Consider the following 19,356-nt stretch of genomic DNA (forward strand, 5'->3'; position numbering starts at 1 on the left):
GCAATGTTTAATAATTTTTTGATATAGCTTAACTATTTTTAGTTTGTTGCGATTAATAGAAACTGTGTTAAAAAAGGATCATATGAGCAGCATTATTGACTGCCTGTTTCACTTCAATACTTTATAGGGCAGTCATCGAAATTTATGTCCAGCATCGCCCCCTCCCGCCTTGAGATGCGGAATATCTCTATCTCGTTTTCTGGATTTCATGCCCTGCAACAAGTTGATTTCACACTGGAAGGTGGTTCTACCCATGCGCTAGTGGGTGCTAATGGCGCGGGGAAATCAACGCTGATGGCGATTCTCTCCGGTGCTTACAGCCACTATCGTGGCGAGATCTATATTGATGGTCAGCAGATCGATATTCACTCCCCTCGACAGGCAAAGCAGCACGGCATTCATGTGGTTCAGCAAGAGGTGGATGTGGCGCTGATCCCGACCCTGTCGGTGGCGGAAAATATTATGCTAGATACCCTCGCCGAGCGGGGCCACCTGTTTAACTGGCCGCAGCTTTACCGTCAGGCCGAAGCCCTGCTCGGGCAGCTCGACCTCAAGTTGAATGTGCGCCAACGTCTGGAATCATGCACCTTGGCGGAGAAACAGCAGGTGCTGCTGGCGCGCGCCCTTTCCCACCAATGCCGTTTTCTGATTCTGGATGAGCCCACTGCGCCACTGGATCAAGAAGAGAGTGCGCGTCTGTTTCGCATAGTGCGCCGTTTGCAGTCTGAAGGGATGGCAATCGTTTTCATCTCGCACCGTATCCACGAATTACGTGAAATCTGCGACCAATTAACCGTATTACGTGATGGCCGCCGCGTTAGCCATGATCTGATGGGTGATTTGAGTGGTGAGCAGATAGTGGAAAAGATGCTAGGTCACACCTTAGATGATATCTTTCCGCCACGACGGGCCAGAGTCAGTGATAAAACCCTATTATCTGTCAGTGGCTTGCATGATCAGCACAAGCTGCGCGATATCTCGCTGACACTGCATGAGGGTGAGATTTTGGGCATTGCTGGCTTGGCCGGTGCCGGTAAAACTGAACTGTGCAAAGCGCTGTTTGGTGCCTCCCCCTGCCGTGTCGACAGTGGCGAATTACAGGGTAAAGCTTGGAAGCCGCGATCACCCGACCAATCCGTCGCACAAGGGTTAGCTCTGGTACCAGAAGAGCGACGCAAAGAGGGGATTTTTATCCACGAAGGTATCCCGATGAACCTGAGTGTTGCCGCCGATGATAGTTTTTCCCGCTGGAGTATTTTTAGTCGCCGCCAAGAGTTGAGTTGGGCCAAAGAGCTGATTCAGCGCCTTGGGGTACGCACCTCGTCCCCGCAACAAAAGTTAGCTCGCCTCTCTGGCGGCAATCAGCAAAAAGTGGCTATTGGCAAGTGGTTGCGTGGTGATGCGCAGGTGCTGATTTTTGATGAGCCAACCAAAGGGGTGGACATCAAAGCCAAGCAGGATCTGTTCCATCTGATTGATGGATTGGCGCAGCAGGGCAAAGGCATTATTTATGCATCCGGTGAATTCTCAGAATTGGTCGGTTTATGCTCTCGTATCTGTGTGCTGTGGGATGGGCGTATTGTTGCCGAGCTGAATGCCGCAGATGTCGATGAAGAAACATTACTATTATTTTCAACCGGAGGAACCCCTCAGTGAGCAAAGAAATACCCCTGCCCGACGCGCAGCCATGGCGTCACCAGCTGTTTGATTTTCTCTATAAATGGGGGATGTTGCTCACCGTTGTCGCGCTCATCGCGTTATTTGGTTTGGCATCGGAAAACTTCCTGGATCCGAACAATATCATCAATATTTTGCGATCGATTGCCATCGTGACCGTGATTGCCATCGGGGTGTCGATTTCACTGTCGATTGGGGGTTTTGACCTGTCCGTCGGCTCCACGGCTTCGCTGGCCAACGCCATCGTGGTGTCGCTGTTTGTCTGGTACGGCTTTGGGACCACCGGCGCGATCGTCCTGACCTTGCTGATTTGTACACTGGTCGGTCTGTTTAACGCCTTTCTGATTGTGGTGCTGAAGATCCCTGACATGTTGGCGACCCTCGCCAGTCTGTTTGTGATCCAGGGGGTGGCGATGACCTACAGCTATGGCGGCTCTATCACGCAGAATATGCTGCTGCCGAGCGGTGATATGGCGGAAGGCGTCATCCCTGAAATGTTTTCAGCGCTGGGGCAAGTGCCGGTTATCGTGCTAATTATGTTGGCAGTCACCATTGTGGTGCAGTTGTATTTGTCGCTGACCAAACATGGTCGGCGGATGTATGCCATTGGCGGCAATCCAGAAGCTGCGCGGCTAGCGGGCATCCGCACTGTGCGCTATCGGGTGCTAGCTTATGTGCTGTCGTCGCTATTAGCAGCACTGGGCGGAATTTTGCTGGCATCGCGAATTGGTTCATCACAAGTGAACGCCGGTGGCGGTTATCTGATGGATGCGGTAGCGGCCGCTTATATCGGTTTCTCACTGGCAGGTTCAGGCAAACCCAATGCCTTCGGCACCTTGATTGGCGCGGTGATCCTCGGCGTATTGCAAAATGGACTGGTGATGTTGTCAGTGCCCTATTATGCAATGGATATCATCAAAGGGCTGGTTCTGGCGATGGCATTGGCACTGACCTATATTCATCAGAAGCGGTAAAAATGGTATGGCGCTCATACCCCAACGGAGAGAACAGGCAGATCGTAAAGACGCCGTAGTTTCCTCCCTTGAGGCACGAGCCGCTTAACTTAATTCAAAGGCATTCTTGCTGGGTCAGGATATTGATACTCAAACCCTAGTTCACGGCAAATTTTACTGCCATCAATTTCACGAGCAGGCTCTTCGATATCCTCAGATGCAAATTCCGGTGGCGTCAACTGTAACGCCCGCGCACTGGCGGGATAAAAATCACGTTTGCTCGGGTGAAGTGGCGCGCAGAGATTGTAAATATGGCCGCCTTTAGGCAGATTGAGCAGCAGTTCGATGGCTGAGATCACATCTTCCTGATGCACCAAATTGACCCCCAGTGAGCCGCCTTTTACATTAGTTTTCCCTGCAAGAAAGCGCCCTGGATGGCGATCAGCACCCACCAGCCCGGCAAGGCGCAAGATATCCACCGAGGTATTGGGCAGTTTATGCAGCCAAAGTTCGAGTTCCATCAAGGTTTTTCCAGCGGTAGTCACCGGTTGCAGGGGGGAGTTCTCTTTGATGCGGCCACGGGTTTCGCCATACACGGAGGTGGAGCTGGTAAAAATAATGCGCGGTACACCGAAAGCCAGCGCGCTGTCGACCACCAGTTGTACCGCCTGAAAATAGTCCCCGCCCCCTTCAGTGGTACGACTGGCGGGTAAGGTGATGACCAATGCATCCACAGTCATTAGCTGTGCTAAATCATCCGGATCGCAAATCAGTTCCGGTGTCAGTTGCAATAGGTAGCAATCAATTCCGCTCATTCTGGCGGCTTCGACACCATCCGGTGTGGTTTTGCTGCCGACCACTTGTATTCCGCGACGGATCAATGATTGCGCTAACGGCAAGCCTAACCAGCCCAATCCAATAATGGCTACTTTTTTCATTTTCATTGCTCTCCACCGGTTCATACCGATAACTCTTGCTGATAACTCATACCGATAACAAGCACTATATTGATAACCTACGCCAGTTGGCTTTAGCTAACAATTATGTTGAGCGAATTATGCCTTTCATTTCATTCATCGGTGTAATGGCAATGCGTAACAATTTCGTGCTTAAACTGACATAAAATAGAGTGGTAATCGCCATAAATAAAACGATTAACGACAGATCAGTCGCGGCCTGCCACCTTGAAATAACCCCATCTGACGAAAAAAAGGTTGCGCCGCAGCCGTCAGATGGTTTACGTTGATTGACAGAAATTATGGCACGTTCCAATTATGGCTATTTTGATCTCCTCAAAAAGCCCAAATAGAGAAATTATTATGAATTGCGTTCAATTTAATCACCATCATCACCATCATCCTGACTAGTCTTGCAGGCCGATGTGTGCTGGAAGACGGTTAACGAATCTTCCAGGTGGCGGTAGAACGCAATAGAGAAAGCCCTCGGAAGATTATCTTCCGAGGGCTTTTTTGTTGCCCATCATTTTATAGATTAATTAATAGGTTGAGGATTACCATGCTGGATAAAACACGTTTACGTATCGCAATGCAGAAATCAGGTCGCCTGAGTGACGATTGCCATGAACTGCTGTCGCGCTGCGGGATTAAAATCAATTTGCAGCAGCAGCGTCTGATCGCTTTCGCAGAAAACATGCCAATCGACATTTTGCGCGTACGTGATGACGATATCCCAGGACTGGTGATGGACGGTGTGGTTGATCTGGGCATTATCGGCGAAAACGTGCTGGAAGAAGAGTTACTGAGCCGCCGCGCTCAGGGCGAAGACCCGCGTTATTTCACCTTACGCCGTCTGGATTTCGGTGGCTGCCGCCTGTCACTAGCAGCCTCACTGGATACTGAGTACACCGGCCCGCAGTGCCTACAAAATAAACGTATCGCCACCTCTTACCCGCACATTTTAAAACAATACCTCGACAAACAGGGTGTTAGCTTTAAATCTTGCTTGCTGAACGGTTCAGTTGAAGTGGCTCCACGCGCAGGTTTGGCTGATGTGATCTGTGACTTGGTTTCAACCGGCGCCACCTTGGAAGCCAACGGCCTGCGTGAAGTTGAAGTGATCTACCGCTCTAAAGCTTGCCTGATCCAACGTGATGGCGAGATGCCTACTGAGAAACAAGAACTTATCGACCGTCTGATGACCCGTATTCAGGGCGTGATTCAGGCGCGTGAATCCAAATACATCATGATGCACGCACCGAGCGAGCGTCTGGACGAAATCATTACCCTGCTACCGGGTGCCGAGCGCCCTACCATTCTGCCACTGGCCGGTGATAAGAGCCGCGTCGCGATGCACATGGTCAGTAGCGAAACCCTGTTCTGGGAAACCATGGAAAAACTGAAGGCGCTGGGTGCCAGCTCCATTCTGGTGTTACCGATTGAAAAAATGATGGAGTAACCGATGCAGCCGACGAATTTCAATACCCTAATCGACTGGCAGCAATGCAGTGAAGAGCAGCAAAAAGCGCTGCTGAGCCGCCCAGCCATTAATGCATCTGACCGAATCACCTCTGCGGTCAGTGAAATCCTTGATCGGGTGAAAGCCGAGGGCGATAGCGCCCTACGTGATTTCAGTCAGCGCTTCGATGCAGTGCAGGTTGCCGATATTCGCATCACTGCCGAAGAGATCGCCGATGCCGCTGCGCGTTTGAATGACGATATCAAGCAAGCCATGGCGCAAGCGGTACGTAATATTGAAATCTTCCACAATGCGCAGAAAATGCCGGTGGTGGATGTTGAAACTCAGCCGGGCGTGCGTTGCCAGCAAATCACTCGCCCGATTGCCTCCGTCGGCTTGTATATTCCCGGTGGCTCCGCGCCGCTGCTGTCTACCGTACTGATGCTCGGTACCCCAGCGCGTATTGCCGGTTGTCAGCGCGTCATTTTATGCTCACCGCCGCCGATTGCTGATGAGATTCTGTACGCCGCGCAACTGTGTGGGATTCAAGAAGTGTTCCAGATTGGCGGGGCGCAAGCCATTGCCGCCATGGCCTTCGGCAGCGAATCAGTACCGAAAGTGAATAAAATCTTCGGGCCGGGCAATGCCTATGTCACCGAAGCGAAACGTCAGGTCAGCCAACGCCTCGATGGTGCCGCCATTGATATGCCCGCAGGCCCATCAGAAGTGTTGGTTATCGCTGACAGCGGTGCGACACCGGCGTTTATCGCCTCTGATTTGTTGTCTCAGGCAGAACACGGGCCGGATTCACAAGTGGTGTTGCTGACGCCAGATGCGGCCATCGCACAAGCGGTGGCGGTCGAAGTTGAGCAGCAACTTCAACTGTTGTCCCGCGCCGATATCGCCCGTCAGGCACTGGAAAGCAGCCGCTTGATCATCACCAAAGACTTGCAGCAATGCATTGATATCAGCAATCAATACGGCCCAGAGCACTTGATTCTGCAAATACGTCAACCGGAAGAGATCATCGATCAAATCGATAACGCTGGCTCGGTCTTTATGGGTGATTGGTCGCCGGAATCCGCTGGTGATTATGCTTCTGGGACCAACCATGTGTTACCCACTTATGGTTATACCTCAACCTATTCCAGCCTGGGTCTGGCCGATTTTGTCAAACGCATGACGGTACAACAATTAACCCCGCAAGGTTTGCTGGGTCTGGCATCAACCATCGAAACACTGGCTCAGGCTGAACAACTGACCGCCCACAAAAACGCCGTTACTCTGCGTGTCGCTGCTCTGGCAGCCGCCAATAAGGAGCAAGCATGAGCAAGTCTGCCAAGGTGACTGATTTAGCCCGCGCCAATATCCGCGCACTGACCCCTTATATGTCAGCTCGCCGTTTAGGCGGCAATGGCGATGTGTGGCTCAACGCCAACGAATATCCGCTAGCCACTGAGTACCAGCTGACCGCGCAAACCTTCAACCGCTACCCCGAGTGCCAGCCAAAACGGGTCATTGAGCGCTACGCAGCTTACGCGGGCTTAGACACTGAACAAGTGCTGGTGAGCCGTGGTGCAGATGAAGGTATCGAACTGCTGATCCGCGCCTTCTGTGAGCCGGGCCAGGATGCCATTCTGTTCTGCCCGCCAACGTATGGCATGTATGCCGTAAGTGCCGAAACCTTTGGTATCGAGCTGCGCACCGTACCGACTCAAGCGGATTGGCAGCTCGATTTGCCGGCGATTAAAGCGAGTCTGGATCGGGTGAAACTGATTTACATTTGCAGCCCGAATAACCCGACGGGCAACCTAATCAATCCTGCTGACCTGCGCGCAGTGCTGGAACTGGCGCAAGGCCGCGCGATTGTCGCTATTGATGAAGCCTATATTGAGTTTTGTCCACAGGCCACTGTCAGTAGTTGGCTAAAAGATTATCCGAATTTAGTGATTTTGCGCACCCTATCGAAAGCCTTCGCATTGGCTGGTTTACGTTGTGGCTTTACGTTGGCGAATAGCGATATTATCCAGCTGCTGCTTAAAGTGATTGCGCCCTACCCGCTATCGACGCCGGTTGCCGATATCGCCGCACAAGCACTTAGCCCACAGGGCATTGAGCAAATGCGTCAACGAGTGAATGAAGTGCGAGCCAATCGTGAATGGCTACAAAATGCGCTGAATGAGTGCGCCTGTGTTGAGCAGGTGTTTACCAGCGAGAGCAACTATTTACTGGCTCGTTTTACGGCCTCCAGCAGCGTATTCAAAACACTGTGGGATCAGGGCATTATTCTGCGTGACCAAAATAAGCAGCCGGGGTTATCTAACTGCCTGCGCATTACCATCGGCACCCGTCAGGAGTGTGAGCGCGTGATTGCCGCCCTTACTCCCCTGCCCGGCGTTGATAGCCCAAATCAAACAAATACTGCCAGCCTCCGTAAGGAAACGATATGAGCCAGAAATTTCTTTTTATTGATCGCGACGGCACCCTGATTGCCGAACCACCGGAAGACTTTCAAGTTGATCGGTTGGATAAACTGGCGTTAGAGCCAGAAGTGATCCCAGCATTACTGGCATTGCAAAAAGCAGATTACCGTTTGGTGATGATCACTAACCAGGATGGTTTGGGAACGAATAGCTTCCCGCAGGAGACTTTCGATCCACCACACAACCTGATGATGCAGATTTTCAGCTCTCAGGGGATCAATTTTGAGCAAGTTTTAATTTGTCCGCACTTACCCGCAGATAACTGTACTTGTCGTAAGCCAAAAACCGCCTTAGTCGAAAGCTATTTGGCGGAAGGTGTGATGAACAGCGCCAACAGCTATGTGATCGGCGACCGTGAAACTGACTTACAACTGGCGCAAAACATGGGTATCGGCGGCCTACGTTATCAGCGCGATGGCTTAAACTGGTCACAGATTGCCAAGCAACTGACCCAGCGTGATCGCCACTCCCACGTTAACCGTGTCACCAAAGAGACGGCGATTGACGTGAATGTCTGGCTGGATCGCGAAGGGGGCAGCAAGATCAAAACGGGTGTCGGATTCTTCGACCATATGCTGGATCAAATCGCCACCCACGGCGGTTTCCGCATGGATATTCAAGTCAGCGGTGATCTCTATATCGACGACCACCACACGGTGGAAGATACCGCGCTGGCACTGGGCGAAGCGATCAACAACGCGCTGGGTGACAAACGCGGGATTGGCCGCTTCGGATTTGTGCTGCCAATGGATGAGTGTCTGGCGCGTTGTGCGTTGGATATTTCCGGCCGCCCACACTTGGAATACAAAGCCGAGTTTAACTATCAGCGTGTTGGCGATCTGAGCACCGAAATGGTCGAGCACTTCTTCCGCTCCCTCTCTTATGCCATGGCCTGCACATTGCACCTGAGAACCAAAGGACGCAACGATCACCACCGCGTAGAGAGCCTGTTTAAAGTCTTTGGCCGAACTCTGCGTCAGGCGATCCGTGTTGAGGGCAACACCTTGCCAAGCTCCAAAGGAGTGCTCTGATGAATGTGGTGATTCTGGATACCGGTTGCGCCAACCTCTCCTCTGTCACCTACGCGGTGCAGCGGCTGGGTTATGCGCCGGTTATAAGCCGTGACCCTGAAGTCGTGCTACGTGCCGATAAACTGTTCCTACCGGGCGTGGGGACCGCGCACGCAGCCATGGACCAGTTGAAAGAACGCGAACTGATCGAACTGATTAAAAGCTGTACCCAACCGGTATTGGGTATCTGCCTCGGCATGCAATTGCTGGCAAACAGCAGCGAAGAGAGTGGCGGCATCAACACCCTTGGCATTATTGATGCGCCAGTGAAACAGATGACCGATTTTGGTTTACCGCTACCGCATATGGGTTGGAACCAGATTACCGCACAAGCGGGGAATCATCTGTTCCGTGGTATCCCAGACGGAACCTATTTCTACTTTGTGCACGGATATGCAATGCCAATATGCCCAAATACCATCGCCCAAGCCAATTACGGCGAGCCGTTTACCGCCGCAGTCGAAAAAGACAACTTCTTTGGCGTGCAGTTTCATCCGGAACGTTCCGGCGCGGCGGGAGCCCAACTGCTGAAAAACTTTCTGGAGATGTAAACACCATGATTATTCCCGCTTTGGATTTGATCGAGGGCAAAGTGGTGCGTTTGCATCAGGGCGATTACGGCCAGCAACGTGATTATGGCAATCACCCGCTACCGCGCTTACAGGATTATCAGCAGCAAGGGGCTCAGGTATTGCACTTGGTTGACCTTACCGGTGCCAAAGATCCAGCCGCCCGCCAGATCCCGTTATTACGCGAGCTATTGGCGGGTGTCGATGTGCCAGTGCAAGTGGGTGGCGGCATCCGCAATGAGCAAGATGTGGTCGCGCTATTAGAAGCTGGTGCGACACGAGTCGTGGTGGGTTCAACCGCCGTTAAGCAGCCAGAGATGGTGCAGCAGTGGTTTGAGCGCTACGGCCCCGAGGCGATTGTCTTGGCACTGGATGTGCGGATTAATGATGCGGGCCGTAAGCAAGTTGCCATCAGCGGCTGGCAGGAAAACTCCGATGCCACGTTGGAGCAGATCGTCGAACAATATCTGCCTTTCGGCCTCAAACATGTGCTGTGCACAGATATCTCCCGCGATGGTACCCTGAGCGGCTCCAATGTTGAGTTGTATCAGGAAATTTGCCAGCGTTATCCGCAGGTGGCGTTCCAAGCCTCTGGCGGTATCGGTTGTCTGGATGATATCGCCCGTCTACGCGGCAGCGGTGTACAAGGGGTGATTGTGGGTCGTGCGCTACTGGACGGCAAATTTAACGTGAAGGAGGCGATCGCATGCTGGCAAAACGTATAATTCCCTGTCTGGATGTGAAAGATGGCCAAGTGGTCAAAGGCGTCCAGTTCCGTAACCATGAGATTATTGGTGATATCGTGCCGCTGGCGCAGCGTTACGCGCAAGAAGGTGCTGATGAGCTGGTATTTTACGATATCACCGCCTCCTCCGATGGGCGTGTGGTCGATAAAAGCTGGGTCTCACGGGTCGCGGAAGTGATCGACATCCCTTTCTGTGTCGCAGGCGGCATTAAAAGTGTGGAAGACGCAGGCCAGATCTTGACCTTCGGTGCAGATAAAATCTCCATCAACTCACCCGCACTGGCTGACCCAACCTTAATTACCCGACTGGCTGACCGCTATGGCGTACAATGCATCGTGGTAGGTATTGATACTTGGTATGATGAAGAAAGTGGCAGTTATCAGGTTTATCAATTTACCGGCGATGAAAAGCGGACCAAAGCCACCACTTGGCAAACCGAGGATTGGATCAAAGAAGTCCAGTTGCGCGGAGCCGGTGAGATTGTGCTAAATATGATGAATCAAGATGGCGTGCGTAACGGCTATGATTTGCGGCAATTGAAACAGATGCGGACTATTTGCCATGTGCCACTGATCGCCTCTGGCGGTGCCGGAACCCCTGAGCACTTCCTCGAAGCCTTCCGCGATACGGATGTCGATGGTGCGTTAGCCGCCTCCGTGTTCCATAAGCAAATCATTAATATCGGCGAATTGAAAAAGTATTTGTCTGAACAAGGCGTGGAGATAAGAGTGTGTTAAGCGAACAACAAATTAACCAACTTGATTGGGAAAAAGTCGACAATCTAATGCCAGCCATCGTTCAGCATGCCGTGTCCGGTGAAGTTCTGATGATGGGGTATATGAACTCTGAAGCGCTGGCGGTGACAGAAGAAACGAGTAAAGTGACCTTCTTCTCTCGGACCAAACAGCGTTTGTGGACCAAAGGCGAAAGTTCCGGCCATTTTCTGAATGTAGTGGGTATCTACCCTGATTGCGACAATGATACCCTGCTGATTCTAGTGAACCCTATCGGCCCAACCTGTCACTTGGGCAATAACAGTTGCTTCGCCCCTGCGGCCAGCGACTGGAGTTTCCTGTATCAATTAGAGCAGTTGCTGGCATCACGCAAATCAGCCGATCCGGCCAGTTCTTATACCGCAAAACTCTATGCCAGCGGGACTAAGCGCATCGCCCAAAAAGTGGGAGAAGAAGGTGTAGAAACTGCCCTCGCTGCGACGGTGAATGACCGTGAAGAGCTGACTAACGAAGCATCAGATTTGATGTATCACCTGATGGTGCTATTGCAGGATCAGGATTTGGATCTGAGCAAAGTCATTGGCCGCTTACGGGAACGCCACGAGAAGTAATAACTTATTGCTCTCTTGCTGGTAAAAAAAAACGCCTCCGACTTATCACCGGAGGCGTTTTTTATTGGGACAAACCCTTAAAATCAACGAGCACCTACTCACTTAATTTAACGATTTATCCACTTGAGGCGTAGCCGTTAAATAGATTACTCCATCCACTCGGTGTGGAACACGCCTTCTTTATCAGTACGCTTATAGGTATGCGCGCCGAAATAATCGCGCTGCGCCTGAATCAGGTTAGCTGGTAGCACGGCTGAGCGGTAACTATCGTAGTAGTTAATCGCAGCAGAGAATGTTGGTGTTGGGATACCATTTTGCACCGCATAGGACACAACATCACGCAGCGCTTGCTGGTACTCATCAGCAATTTGCTTGAAGTATGGCGCCAACAGCAGATTAGCGATTTTCGGATTTTCTGCGTATGCATCAGTGATTTTTTGCAAGAACTGAGCGCGGATAATACAACCTGCGCGGAAGATCTTGGCAATTTCACCGTAGTGCAGATCCCAGTTATTTTCGTCCGATGCCGCTTTCAGCTGAGAGAAGCCTTGGGCGTAAGAAACGATTTTACCCAGATACAACGCACGACGGATTTTTTCAATAAATTCAGCTTTATCGCCCGCAAAAGGCTGCACTTTCGGGCCAGTCAGTACTTTAGATGCCGCAACACGCTGATCTTTCAGAGAAGACAAATAGCGGGCAAACACAGATTCAGTGATCAGTGTCAGTGGCTCGCCTAAGTCCAGAGAACTCTGGCTGGTCCATTTACCGGTGCCTTTATTGGCAGCTTCATCCAAAATCACGTCGACCAGATAGATACCAGCTTCGTCTTTCTTGGTAAAGATATCTTTCGTGATATCAATCAAGTAGCTGTTCAGCTCGCCTTTGTTCCATTCAGCGAAGGTGCTTGCCAGCTCTTCGTTGCTCAGGCCCAGAGACTGTTTCAGCAAAGAATAAGCTTCAGCAATCAGCTGCATGTCGCCGTATTCGATACCGTTGTGAACCATTTTAACGTAGTGACCAGCACCGTCAGCACCGATATAAGCCACACATGCTTCACCGTCATCTGCACGGGCTGCAATTTTCTCAAGAATTGGTGCTACCAATTCGTAAGCTTCTTTCTGCCCACCAGGCATGATGGAAGGGCCTTTCAATGCGCCTTCTTCGCCACCAGAAACACCAGTACCGATAAAGTTAAAACCTTGAGCAGAAAGTTCGCGGTTACGACGTATGGTGTCTTTGTAATAGGTATTACCACCATCAATCAGAATGTCACCTTTATCAAGGTGCGGCGTCAGTGAAGCAATCGTTTTGTCAGTCGCTTCACCCGCTTTCACCATCAGCAGGATGCGGCGTGGTTTTTCCAGCGAATCAACAAACTCTTCAACGGTGTAACTCGGTACCAGATTTTTACCTGGATTCTCAGCAACCACTTCGTCAGTTTTGTCTGATGAACGGTTAAAGATAGAGACGGAATAGCCACGGCTTTCGATGTTGAGCGCCAGGTTACGGCCCATCACCGCCATACCGACAACGCCAATCTGTTGTTTGGACATTAAAAAAACTCCTGTCTGAAGGATGACACCTGTTACCGGCCTTGAGGCCAACAGGTTTTTGATGTGGGAAACATGTTAACTCAGGATTATGTCCGCTGGGTAGTGATTGGTGCGATAGATAGCACAACTGAGTAGTTGCTGTCCGCACACGTTTGCTTTGCCAGTACAGATAGGTAATGTGACGCCACCCTCCAGCCTTGTTTTGTAAAAATAAAAAAGCAACCCCATGGATTGCTTTTCATCAGTTTCAATTATGTTTCAAATTCGGTTTACGCCACGAATTCTTTCAGCCAGGCTCTAAATTCCGCCCCTTGCTGAGGATGCCGCAAGCCATAGGCAACATAAGCCTGCATATAACCGAGTTTCTCACCACAGTTATAAGATAATCCGGTCAAGGCAACGGCATCAACGGGCTCTTCTTCTGCCAGTGCATCAATGGCATCAGTCAGTTGGATACGGCCCCAAGCACCAGGTCTGGTTTTTTCCAACTGCGGCCAAATGTTCGCAGACAACACATAGCGCCCGACGGCAGACAAATTGGATTGCAGATCAGCTGGGCTTTGTGGTTTCTCAACCATCGCTTTAATCCGGCTGCTTTCACCGGGCGCTAAATCAGACTTCTCACAAGAGATAACTGAGTAGTTTGATAACGCCTCGGGTTCAACTGAATGCACTAATACTTGGCTAGTGCCGGTCTCTTCAAAGCGCTTGACCAATTGAGCAAGATTATCTCGGGTCAAATCTGATTTCGCATCATCAATCAGAACATCCGGCAGCAGCACCGCAAATGGCGCATCACCTACCAGCGGTTTGGCGCATAGCACGGCGTGGCCCAAACCTTCTGGGTGACCTTGGCGGATATGCATGATTGTCACACCCGGCGGGCAGATTGATTGCACTTCATCCAATAACTGACGCTTCACGCGAGCTTCTAACATAGCTTCCAGTTCATAAGAGGTATCGAAATGGTTTTCTACCGCATTCTTTGACGAATGGGTTATCAGAATGATCTCTTTAATACCGGCAGCAACACACTCGTTAACTACATATTGGATCAAAGGCTTATCGACAATAGGCAGCATTTCTTTTGGAATGGCTTTAGTGGCTGGAAGCATTCTCATACCTAAGCCTGCTACTGGGATCACTGCTTTCAATTTGGTCATAATTAACCTACTGATTTCTTAATGCGAATTTAAAATCTTTATCTATTGGGCGGCTAAGCCGAATTTAGTCAATTTGCTGTTTCAGCCAAGCGGTAAACTTTTCACCTTCGGTATTATGACGAACGCCATAAGTGACAAAGGCTTTCATATAGCCCAATTTGTCGCCGCAATCGTGAGATTTACCCGTCATATGAAAAGCCTCAACAGGCTCTTTTTCCATTAGCATTGCTATGGCATCAGTAAGCTGAATTTCATCACCCGCGCCACGTGGAGTTTTCTTCAACAACGGCCAGATATCCTTAGACAATACATAGCGCCCAACCACCGCAAGGTTGGATGGCGCATCAGCGACCGAGGGCTTCTCGACAACGGCTGTCATCAGGGTGCTTTCTCCCGGGGCCAAATCAACATGACCACAATCCGCAATGCCGTACTTGGAGACATCCGCTTTAGGCACCGGCTCTACCATAATTTGGCTACGCCCGGTCTCCTCGAAGCGCTTAATCATGCTGGCCAAGTTTTCTTTAGATAAATCCGCTGTTGAATCGTCAAGCAAGACATCCGGCAGTAGTACGATAAATGGGTTGTCACCCACCATAGGTTGAGCACAAAGCACAGCGTGCCCTAATCCTTTAGCATGGCCCTGACGCACCTGCATGATCGTGACATCAGGTGGGCAAATATTCTTAATCTCTTTTAATAACTGACGCTTAACGCGTGATTCCAGCGCGGCTTCCAGTTCAAATGATGTATCAAAATGGTTTTCTATCGCATTTTTGGAAGAGTGGCTTACCAGCACAATCTCTTTCACGCCAGCAGCAACACACTCTTTCACGATATATTGAATAAGAGGCTTATCGACCACCGGTAGCATTTCCTTTGGGATCGCCTTGGTCGCTGGCAACATGCGGGTACCAAGCCCGGCGACGGGAATGACTGCTTTTAAACACTTCATTACTTTAACCTTTTCAATTTTGAATAACAAAATTTGGTTAGAATATCTCTGCATACTTCGAGAAACAACCTTGAACTGCAAATTTTCATCTACATCAAAACTTACATCAGAATGTTTCTAACTACATGCCTAAAATAACAGTAAGAATTTTATTCATCGGTAAATAACAATAATAGCCAAGCAGATAATATGCTAATTAGCAAATAACTCTATGGAGGAATAGTACTTTCATTGAATTTTTCTGTTAATTATTTCATTATATAAATCAATATAACTTGAAACCATTTTCTCAGAAGCAAAATATTTTAAATAGCGCTCTCTTGAATTACGACCATACTCTTCAGATAACTCAACATTACTCCATAAGTTATCCATCGCGGATCTTAATGCTTTAGGATCCGAAGGCGGAACAACCAATCCTGTCTGTTGGTCAATATTAATAAATGTCGTACCGGTCCCTATTTCACTTGAAATTAAAGGTTTACCATACATAGCCCCTTCTAATAGGGTAATACCAAAAGCTTCAGAACGTAAGTGAGATGGAAAGACCACGGCATAACAAAGAGTTAAAAGTGCTGTTTTGTCTTCATCAGAAACAGCGCCCATAAAGTAAATATTCTCAATCTGCAGCTCTTTAACTTGCCTTTTTAATTCTGACTCAATCGGCCCCGCACCAACAATTACAATCGGATAAATTGAGTTTTTAGCTGCCTCAATGAGAATATGTAGACCTTTATAATAACGAAAAGCACCTATAAACAGAAAAAAGCGTGGACCAAATTTACTCTTCCAGAATTCGAGTCGCTCCGCTGTTGGAATCGGATAGGACTTCTCATCTAGACCGTAAGGAATAACACTAACTTTATGAACAAACTTCTTCAGCGTGGCACTGGTCGCCACGTAGTTAGGGGACGCAGCAACAATATGAGAGACATCACTAAGAAAACGATTCATTAGTGGCGCATATACTTTTAATATGTTTTTCTGCTTTACAATATCGGAATGGTAACTAACAACAGCAGGTTTTTTTATACCAGATATAAAATGGACCATATCCATAAAAGGGAATGGAAAATGGTAATGAATAATATCAGCCTGCTCAGCGAGCTTTTTAAAGTCTTTCAGCGCCTGAAACGAAAAAGGGGTAGAGGACACTTCGAAATTTATCGGAGAACAATATACCCTATGCGACCCTATTTTTTGATTAACAATGCTGCCCCGTTTACTTAAAGAAAGTACCGTTGAATCAATTCCTCGCGCCTTTCCGCCCTCGCATAATTGAAAAATAACCTGCTCAATTCCACCAAATGAATCTGGATAATAAGTTTTATAGAAATGCAGTACTTTTAGCATTGTAATTTTATACCTGCTTATAGGCTTTAATTGTTTCCTGAGCACACCGCTTCCATGAGAAGGTACTAGCTCTGGCGAGCCCTGCTGCTATTGTATTACTTCGCCAGTCTTTATCTTCCAAACTCTGAATAATTGCAGTGCTTAGACCTTCTACATTCATCGCATCACACATCAAACCTGAGTCACCTAAAACTTCAGGTAATGAAGCTGCATTAGAGCAGACAACAGGAACACCCGATGCCATCGCCTCAAGAACAGGTAATCCAAACCCCTCATATAATGAAGGAAATAAAAATGTTCTGGCACCAGAAAAAAGCAAAGGAAGATCGTCGGAATTCAAATAACCAAGATATAATAACCAGCCCTGTTGCGTTGCGAGTTCAAAGCGGCGATGTAAATCTTCACTATTCCATCCGGAAAAACCGCAGATTACTAAAGGGTATCTGGTACGCATCTCTAGTGGAAGACGTTCATAGGCATCAAGCAACGTTGCAATATTCTTTCTTGGTTCGATGGTCCCAGTAAATAAAGCATATTGACCAGCAGTGAGCCCTAACTTTGTCATTAAACTTTGCAAGGTTACATAATCACGAGGATAAAAATCACCACTACTGGCTAAGGGGGCTGATACGATTTTTTCTATAGGATAATCAAAATACTCTGCTAATTCTTTGCGGGTAAACTCAGAGTCAGTAATTAGGACTTTTGCTCTTTTTATCGTGAGCAATAGTTCTTTTTGCATATATCGGACACGATTCGCAGGATGGCACTGGGGCCATTTGAAAATAGAAAGATCGTGAAAGGTAGCGACAGCATTATCAACTCGAGGAGGTAAATAAAAGTTAGTACTATGATAAATGAAACTCTTATACGGTGCTAATGCCAAACTTTTTAACCAAGGTGCCGCAAGACGATATAACTCACTAGCAACTGCACTTTTTTTTACAACGTTTTTTAACCCTGAAGTTGCATTCGAACCCATCGTGACTGCAGGTAAATCATGAGATACTTTTCTGCCTTGTAGGAATAAGAGGTCTAAGATTTCATCACTATTCTGCAACTCTTGGGCTAATTCATAAGTATAACGGCCAATACCGGTCAACGGATATTTGATAGCGTCAGTAGAAAATACCACTCTCATTATTTATTTTCCAACATCCAACGTAATGTCTGCTCCAATGGGGGAGTATCCCAACCATTAACAATACCTTGCAATTTACTCGCATCACCACATAAGGTTCTTACTTCATTAGCACGAACAAAAGCTGGATTAACATGAATCGATAGACTGTGTGAGGTTATATTTTCACATAATCCAATGACTTCACGTAATGAATAAGTTCTTCCCGAACAGACATTAACAGTTTCACCAATAGGTTTGACTGTTAATAGGCCCAAATAGGCTTTTACTAACGCTCTTACGTCAGTAAAATCACGCCACACATCTAAATTGCCTAACTCTATTCCTTCTGCTTTACGTTTGAAGTGAGAAACTATTTTAGGCAATAAGAAATTATCTGATTGCCCAACACCTGTATAGTTAAAGGGACGAACAATGATAATTGGTAATTTATCAGACCATAACTTAGCCATATACTCCATGGCTAACTTGCTTACTGCATAATCATTAGCAGGGTTCACTGCTGCTGTTTCGCTCAACACACCTGCTTGGGTATTACCATAAACATTAGCACTGCTAGCAAGTAAAACTGCGTCGATAGTATCGGCAACAGTACTCAAAGCGGCCAATAAATTCCTGGTCCCCACTAGGTTGACATCATAAAGAGCGGCAGGATCACCATGCCCGACAAATGCGATTGCAGCAAGGTGAACAACAATATGAGGTCTCACTTGCTCAACAATAGCAATAAGTCCGTTAGCATCAAGTAAATCTACCTGAAAATAATCAGACTCATTTGATGGCTGTGAACCTAAACCAAATACCCGGTAACCGGCAGCGGATAACTCCGCTGCCATGTAATGGCCCGTAAATCCCTGGATGCCGGTGATCAGGGCACGTTTGCCATTCATTACCATTAGAAGGAGAAACCTTGTTGATTGCGGCGAAGATCCTCTTCTACCATCATCTGACAGAGTTCTTCTAATGTCGTTTTTGGTTCCCAACCAAGTACATCTTTTGCTTTTTGTGGATTGCCGATCAACAATTCAACTTCTGCTGGGCGATAAAACTTAGGATTAACTTTAACTAAAGTTTTCCCTGTTGCTGAATCAATCCCAACTTCATTTTCATCTTTACCTTCAAAGCGCAAATTAAAACCAGCAGCCTTGAATGCCATAGAAACAAAATCACGGACTGTTTCAGTACGATTGGTAGCCAGAACAAAAGTATCAGGGACATCTGCTTGCAGCATACGCCACATACCTTCTACATACTCTTTCGCAAAACCCCAGTCACGTTTGGCATCCATATTCCCTAATTCCAGAATATCCAGTTTGCCTAATTTAATTTTTGCGACTGAGTCAGTAATTTTACGAGTTACAAATTCACGACCGCGCAGTGGAGACTCATGATTAAACAGAATACCGCTGCAACCAAAAATACCGTAGCTTTCACGATAATTAATTGTCATCCAGTGTGCGTACAGTTTAGCGACGCCATAAGGGCTACGGGGGTAGAACGGAGTATCTTCAACTTGTGGTATCGCCTGAACTTTACCGAACATTTCAGAAGTAGAAGCTTGATAGAAACGAATCTTAGTATTAACAATACGGATTGCTTCTAATAAATTCAGTGGGCCGATACCTGTAATTTCAGCTGTTGTTGCCGGCTGGTCAAAAGAAACACCAACAAAACTTTGGGCAGCCAAATTGTATACTTCTGTTGCTTGTGTAGTTTGCAACAAACGAATACTGGCAGAAAGATCCGTTAGATCATATTCAACCAAATGCAGATTAGGATGTTTATCAATGCCTAATTCTTCAATACGCCAGAAGTTCACAGAACTTGTACGACGGTAGGTCCCATAAACTTTATAGCCCTTCTCAAGTAACAATTCAGCGAGATATGCGCCATCTTGGCCTGTGATACCAGTTACTACCGCTTTCATGAA

19 protein-coding genes and 1 other annotated feature are annotated in these 19,356 nt (G+C 48.2%); of the genes, 11 read left to right on the forward strand and 8 right to left on the reverse strand.

Annotation, left to right across the window (positions count from 1 at the left end; translation table 11 throughout):
• Window positions 1–144: 144 nt before the first annotated feature.
• Together ACZ76_RS01820 and ACZ76_RS01825 are read left to right on the forward strand one after the other, a co-directional pair.
• On the forward strand, window positions 145–1,656 hold the full coding sequence (locus tag ACZ76_RS01820; protein ID WP_048616274.1) for a sugar ABC transporter ATP-binding protein: 1,512 nt from the start codon (window positions 145–147) through the stop codon (window positions 1,654–1,656).
• Window positions 1,653–2,651: an ABC transporter permease gene (locus ACZ76_RS01825; protein WP_048616276.1), complete on the forward strand. Its 999-nt coding sequence runs from the start codon at window positions 1,653–1,655 to the stop codon at window positions 2,649–2,651. The genes ACZ76_RS01820 and ACZ76_RS01825 overlap by 4 nt, the downstream gene beginning before the upstream one ends.
• A gap of 89 nt (window positions 2,652–2,740) precedes the next feature.
• On the opposite strand, the gene ACZ76_RS01830 is transcribed toward ACZ76_RS01825, so the two are convergent.
• Window positions 2,741–3,568: an SDR family oxidoreductase gene (locus ACZ76_RS01830; RefSeq protein WP_048620152.1), complete on the reverse strand. Its 828-nt coding sequence runs from the start codon at window positions 3,566–3,568 to the stop codon at window positions 2,741–2,743.
• Between the two features lie 381 nt (window positions 3,569–3,949).
• On the opposite strand from ACZ76_RS01830, the gene hisL reads away from it, so the two are divergent.
• The 9 genes from hisL to hisIE all read left to right on the forward strand — a co-directional run bounded on the left by hisL (window position 3,950) and on the right by hisIE (window position 11,258).
• The gene (gene hisL, locus ACZ76_RS18925) at window positions 3,950–3,997 is read left to right on the forward strand and encodes a his operon leader peptide (protein ID WP_105877057.1); all 48 of its coding nucleotides are present in this window, start codon (window positions 3,950–3,952) and stop codon (window positions 3,995–3,997) included.
• Window positions 3,973–4,103 (forward strand) — a sequence feature (His leader region). (Overlaps the previous gene by 25 nt.)
• 42 nt (window positions 4,104–4,145) lie before the next feature.
• Window positions 4,146–5,045, forward strand: coding sequence for an ATP phosphoribosyltransferase (gene hisG / locus ACZ76_RS01835; RefSeq protein ID WP_048616278.1), 900 nt, complete (start codon window positions 4,146–4,148; stop codon window positions 5,043–5,045).
• A 3-nt stretch (window positions 5,046–5,048) separates the two neighbouring features.
• The gene (hisD, locus tag ACZ76_RS01840) at window positions 5,049–6,374 is read left to right on the forward strand and encodes a histidinol dehydrogenase (RefSeq protein WP_048616280.1); all 1,326 of its coding nucleotides are present in this window, start codon (window positions 5,049–5,051) and stop codon (window positions 6,372–6,374) included.
• A complete protein-coding gene (gene hisC, locus ACZ76_RS01845) occupies window positions 6,371–7,495 on the forward strand; it encodes a histidinol-phosphate transaminase (protein ID WP_048616281.1) in 1,125 nt (374 codons plus the stop codon). The genes hisD and hisC overlap by 4 nt, the downstream gene beginning before the upstream one ends.
• On the forward strand, window positions 7,492–8,559 hold the full coding sequence (gene hisB / locus ACZ76_RS01850) for a bifunctional histidinol-phosphatase/imidazoleglycerol-phosphate dehydratase HisB (protein WP_048616283.1): 1,068 nt from the start codon (window positions 7,492–7,494) through the stop codon (window positions 8,557–8,559). The genes hisC and hisB overlap by 4 nt, the downstream gene beginning before the upstream one ends.
• Complete coding sequence (hisH, locus tag ACZ76_RS01855) at window positions 8,559–9,149, forward strand: imidazole glycerol phosphate synthase subunit HisH (protein ID WP_048616284.1); 591 nt, start codon at window positions 8,559–8,561, stop codon at window positions 9,147–9,149. Before hisB ends, hisH begins: the two co-directional genes overlap by 1 nt.
• A gap of 5 nt (window positions 9,150–9,154) precedes the next feature.
• A complete protein-coding gene (gene hisA, locus ACZ76_RS01860; protein ID WP_048616286.1) occupies window positions 9,155–9,892 on the forward strand; it encodes a 1-(5-phosphoribosyl)-5-[(5-phosphoribosylamino)methylideneamino]imidazole-4-carboxamide isomerase in 738 nt (245 codons plus the stop codon).
• A complete protein-coding gene (hisF, locus tag ACZ76_RS01865) occupies window positions 9,874–10,650 on the forward strand; it encodes an imidazole glycerol phosphate synthase subunit HisF (RefSeq protein ID WP_048616288.1) in 777 nt (258 codons plus the stop codon). The genes hisA and hisF overlap by 19 nt, the downstream gene beginning before the upstream one ends.
• Window positions 10,644–11,258, forward strand: coding sequence for a bifunctional phosphoribosyl-AMP cyclohydrolase/phosphoribosyl-ATP diphosphatase HisIE (gene hisIE / locus ACZ76_RS01870; protein ID WP_048616290.1), 615 nt, complete (start codon window positions 10,644–10,646; stop codon window positions 11,256–11,258). Before hisF ends, hisIE begins: the two co-directional genes overlap by 7 nt.
• A gap of 146 nt (window positions 11,259–11,404) precedes the next feature.
• On the opposite strand, the gene gndA is transcribed toward hisIE, so the two are convergent.
• The 7 genes from gndA to gmd form a co-directional block, all read right to left on the reverse strand.
• On the reverse strand, window positions 11,405–12,814 hold the full coding sequence (gene gndA, locus ACZ76_RS01875; RefSeq protein WP_048616291.1) for an NADP-dependent phosphogluconate dehydrogenase: 1,410 nt from the start codon (window positions 12,812–12,814) through the stop codon (window positions 11,405–11,407).
• Between the two features lie 269 nt (window positions 12,815–13,083).
• A complete protein-coding gene (gene galU / locus ACZ76_RS01880) occupies window positions 13,084–13,977 on the reverse strand; it encodes a UTP--glucose-1-phosphate uridylyltransferase GalU (protein ID WP_048616293.1) in 894 nt (297 codons plus the stop codon).
• A 64-nt stretch (window positions 13,978–14,041) separates the two neighbouring features.
• A complete protein-coding gene (gene galU / locus ACZ76_RS01885) occupies window positions 14,042–14,932 on the reverse strand; it encodes a UTP--glucose-1-phosphate uridylyltransferase GalU (RefSeq protein WP_048620153.1) in 891 nt (296 codons plus the stop codon).
• Between the two features lie 228 nt (window positions 14,933–15,160).
• On the reverse strand, window positions 15,161–16,285 hold the full coding sequence (locus tag ACZ76_RS01890; protein WP_048616294.1) for a glycosyltransferase family 4 protein: 1,125 nt from the start codon (window positions 16,283–16,285) through the stop codon (window positions 15,161–15,163).
• A gap of 7 nt (window positions 16,286–16,292) precedes the next feature.
• Complete coding sequence (locus ACZ76_RS01895) at window positions 16,293–17,426, reverse strand: glycosyltransferase family 4 protein (protein WP_048616296.1); 1,134 nt, start codon at window positions 17,424–17,426, stop codon at window positions 16,293–16,295.
• Window positions 17,426–18,316: a GDP-mannose 4,6-dehydratase gene (locus tag ACZ76_RS01900; RefSeq protein WP_390621181.1), complete on the reverse strand. Its 891-nt coding sequence runs from the start codon at window positions 18,314–18,316 to the stop codon at window positions 17,426–17,428. Before ACZ76_RS01900 ends, ACZ76_RS01895 begins: the two co-directional genes overlap by 1 nt.
• Before the next feature lie 5 nt (window positions 18,317–18,321).
• On the reverse strand, window positions 18,322–19,353 hold the full coding sequence (gene gmd, locus ACZ76_RS01905; protein ID WP_048616299.1) for a GDP-mannose 4,6-dehydratase: 1,032 nt from the start codon (window positions 19,351–19,353) through the stop codon (window positions 18,322–18,324).
• Window positions 19,354–19,356: the final 3 nt, after the last annotated feature.

This window comes from Yersinia aleksiciae (genome assembly GCF_001047675.1).
GTDB lineage: Bacteria > Pseudomonadota > Gammaproteobacteria > Enterobacterales > Enterobacteriaceae > Yersinia > Yersinia aleksiciae.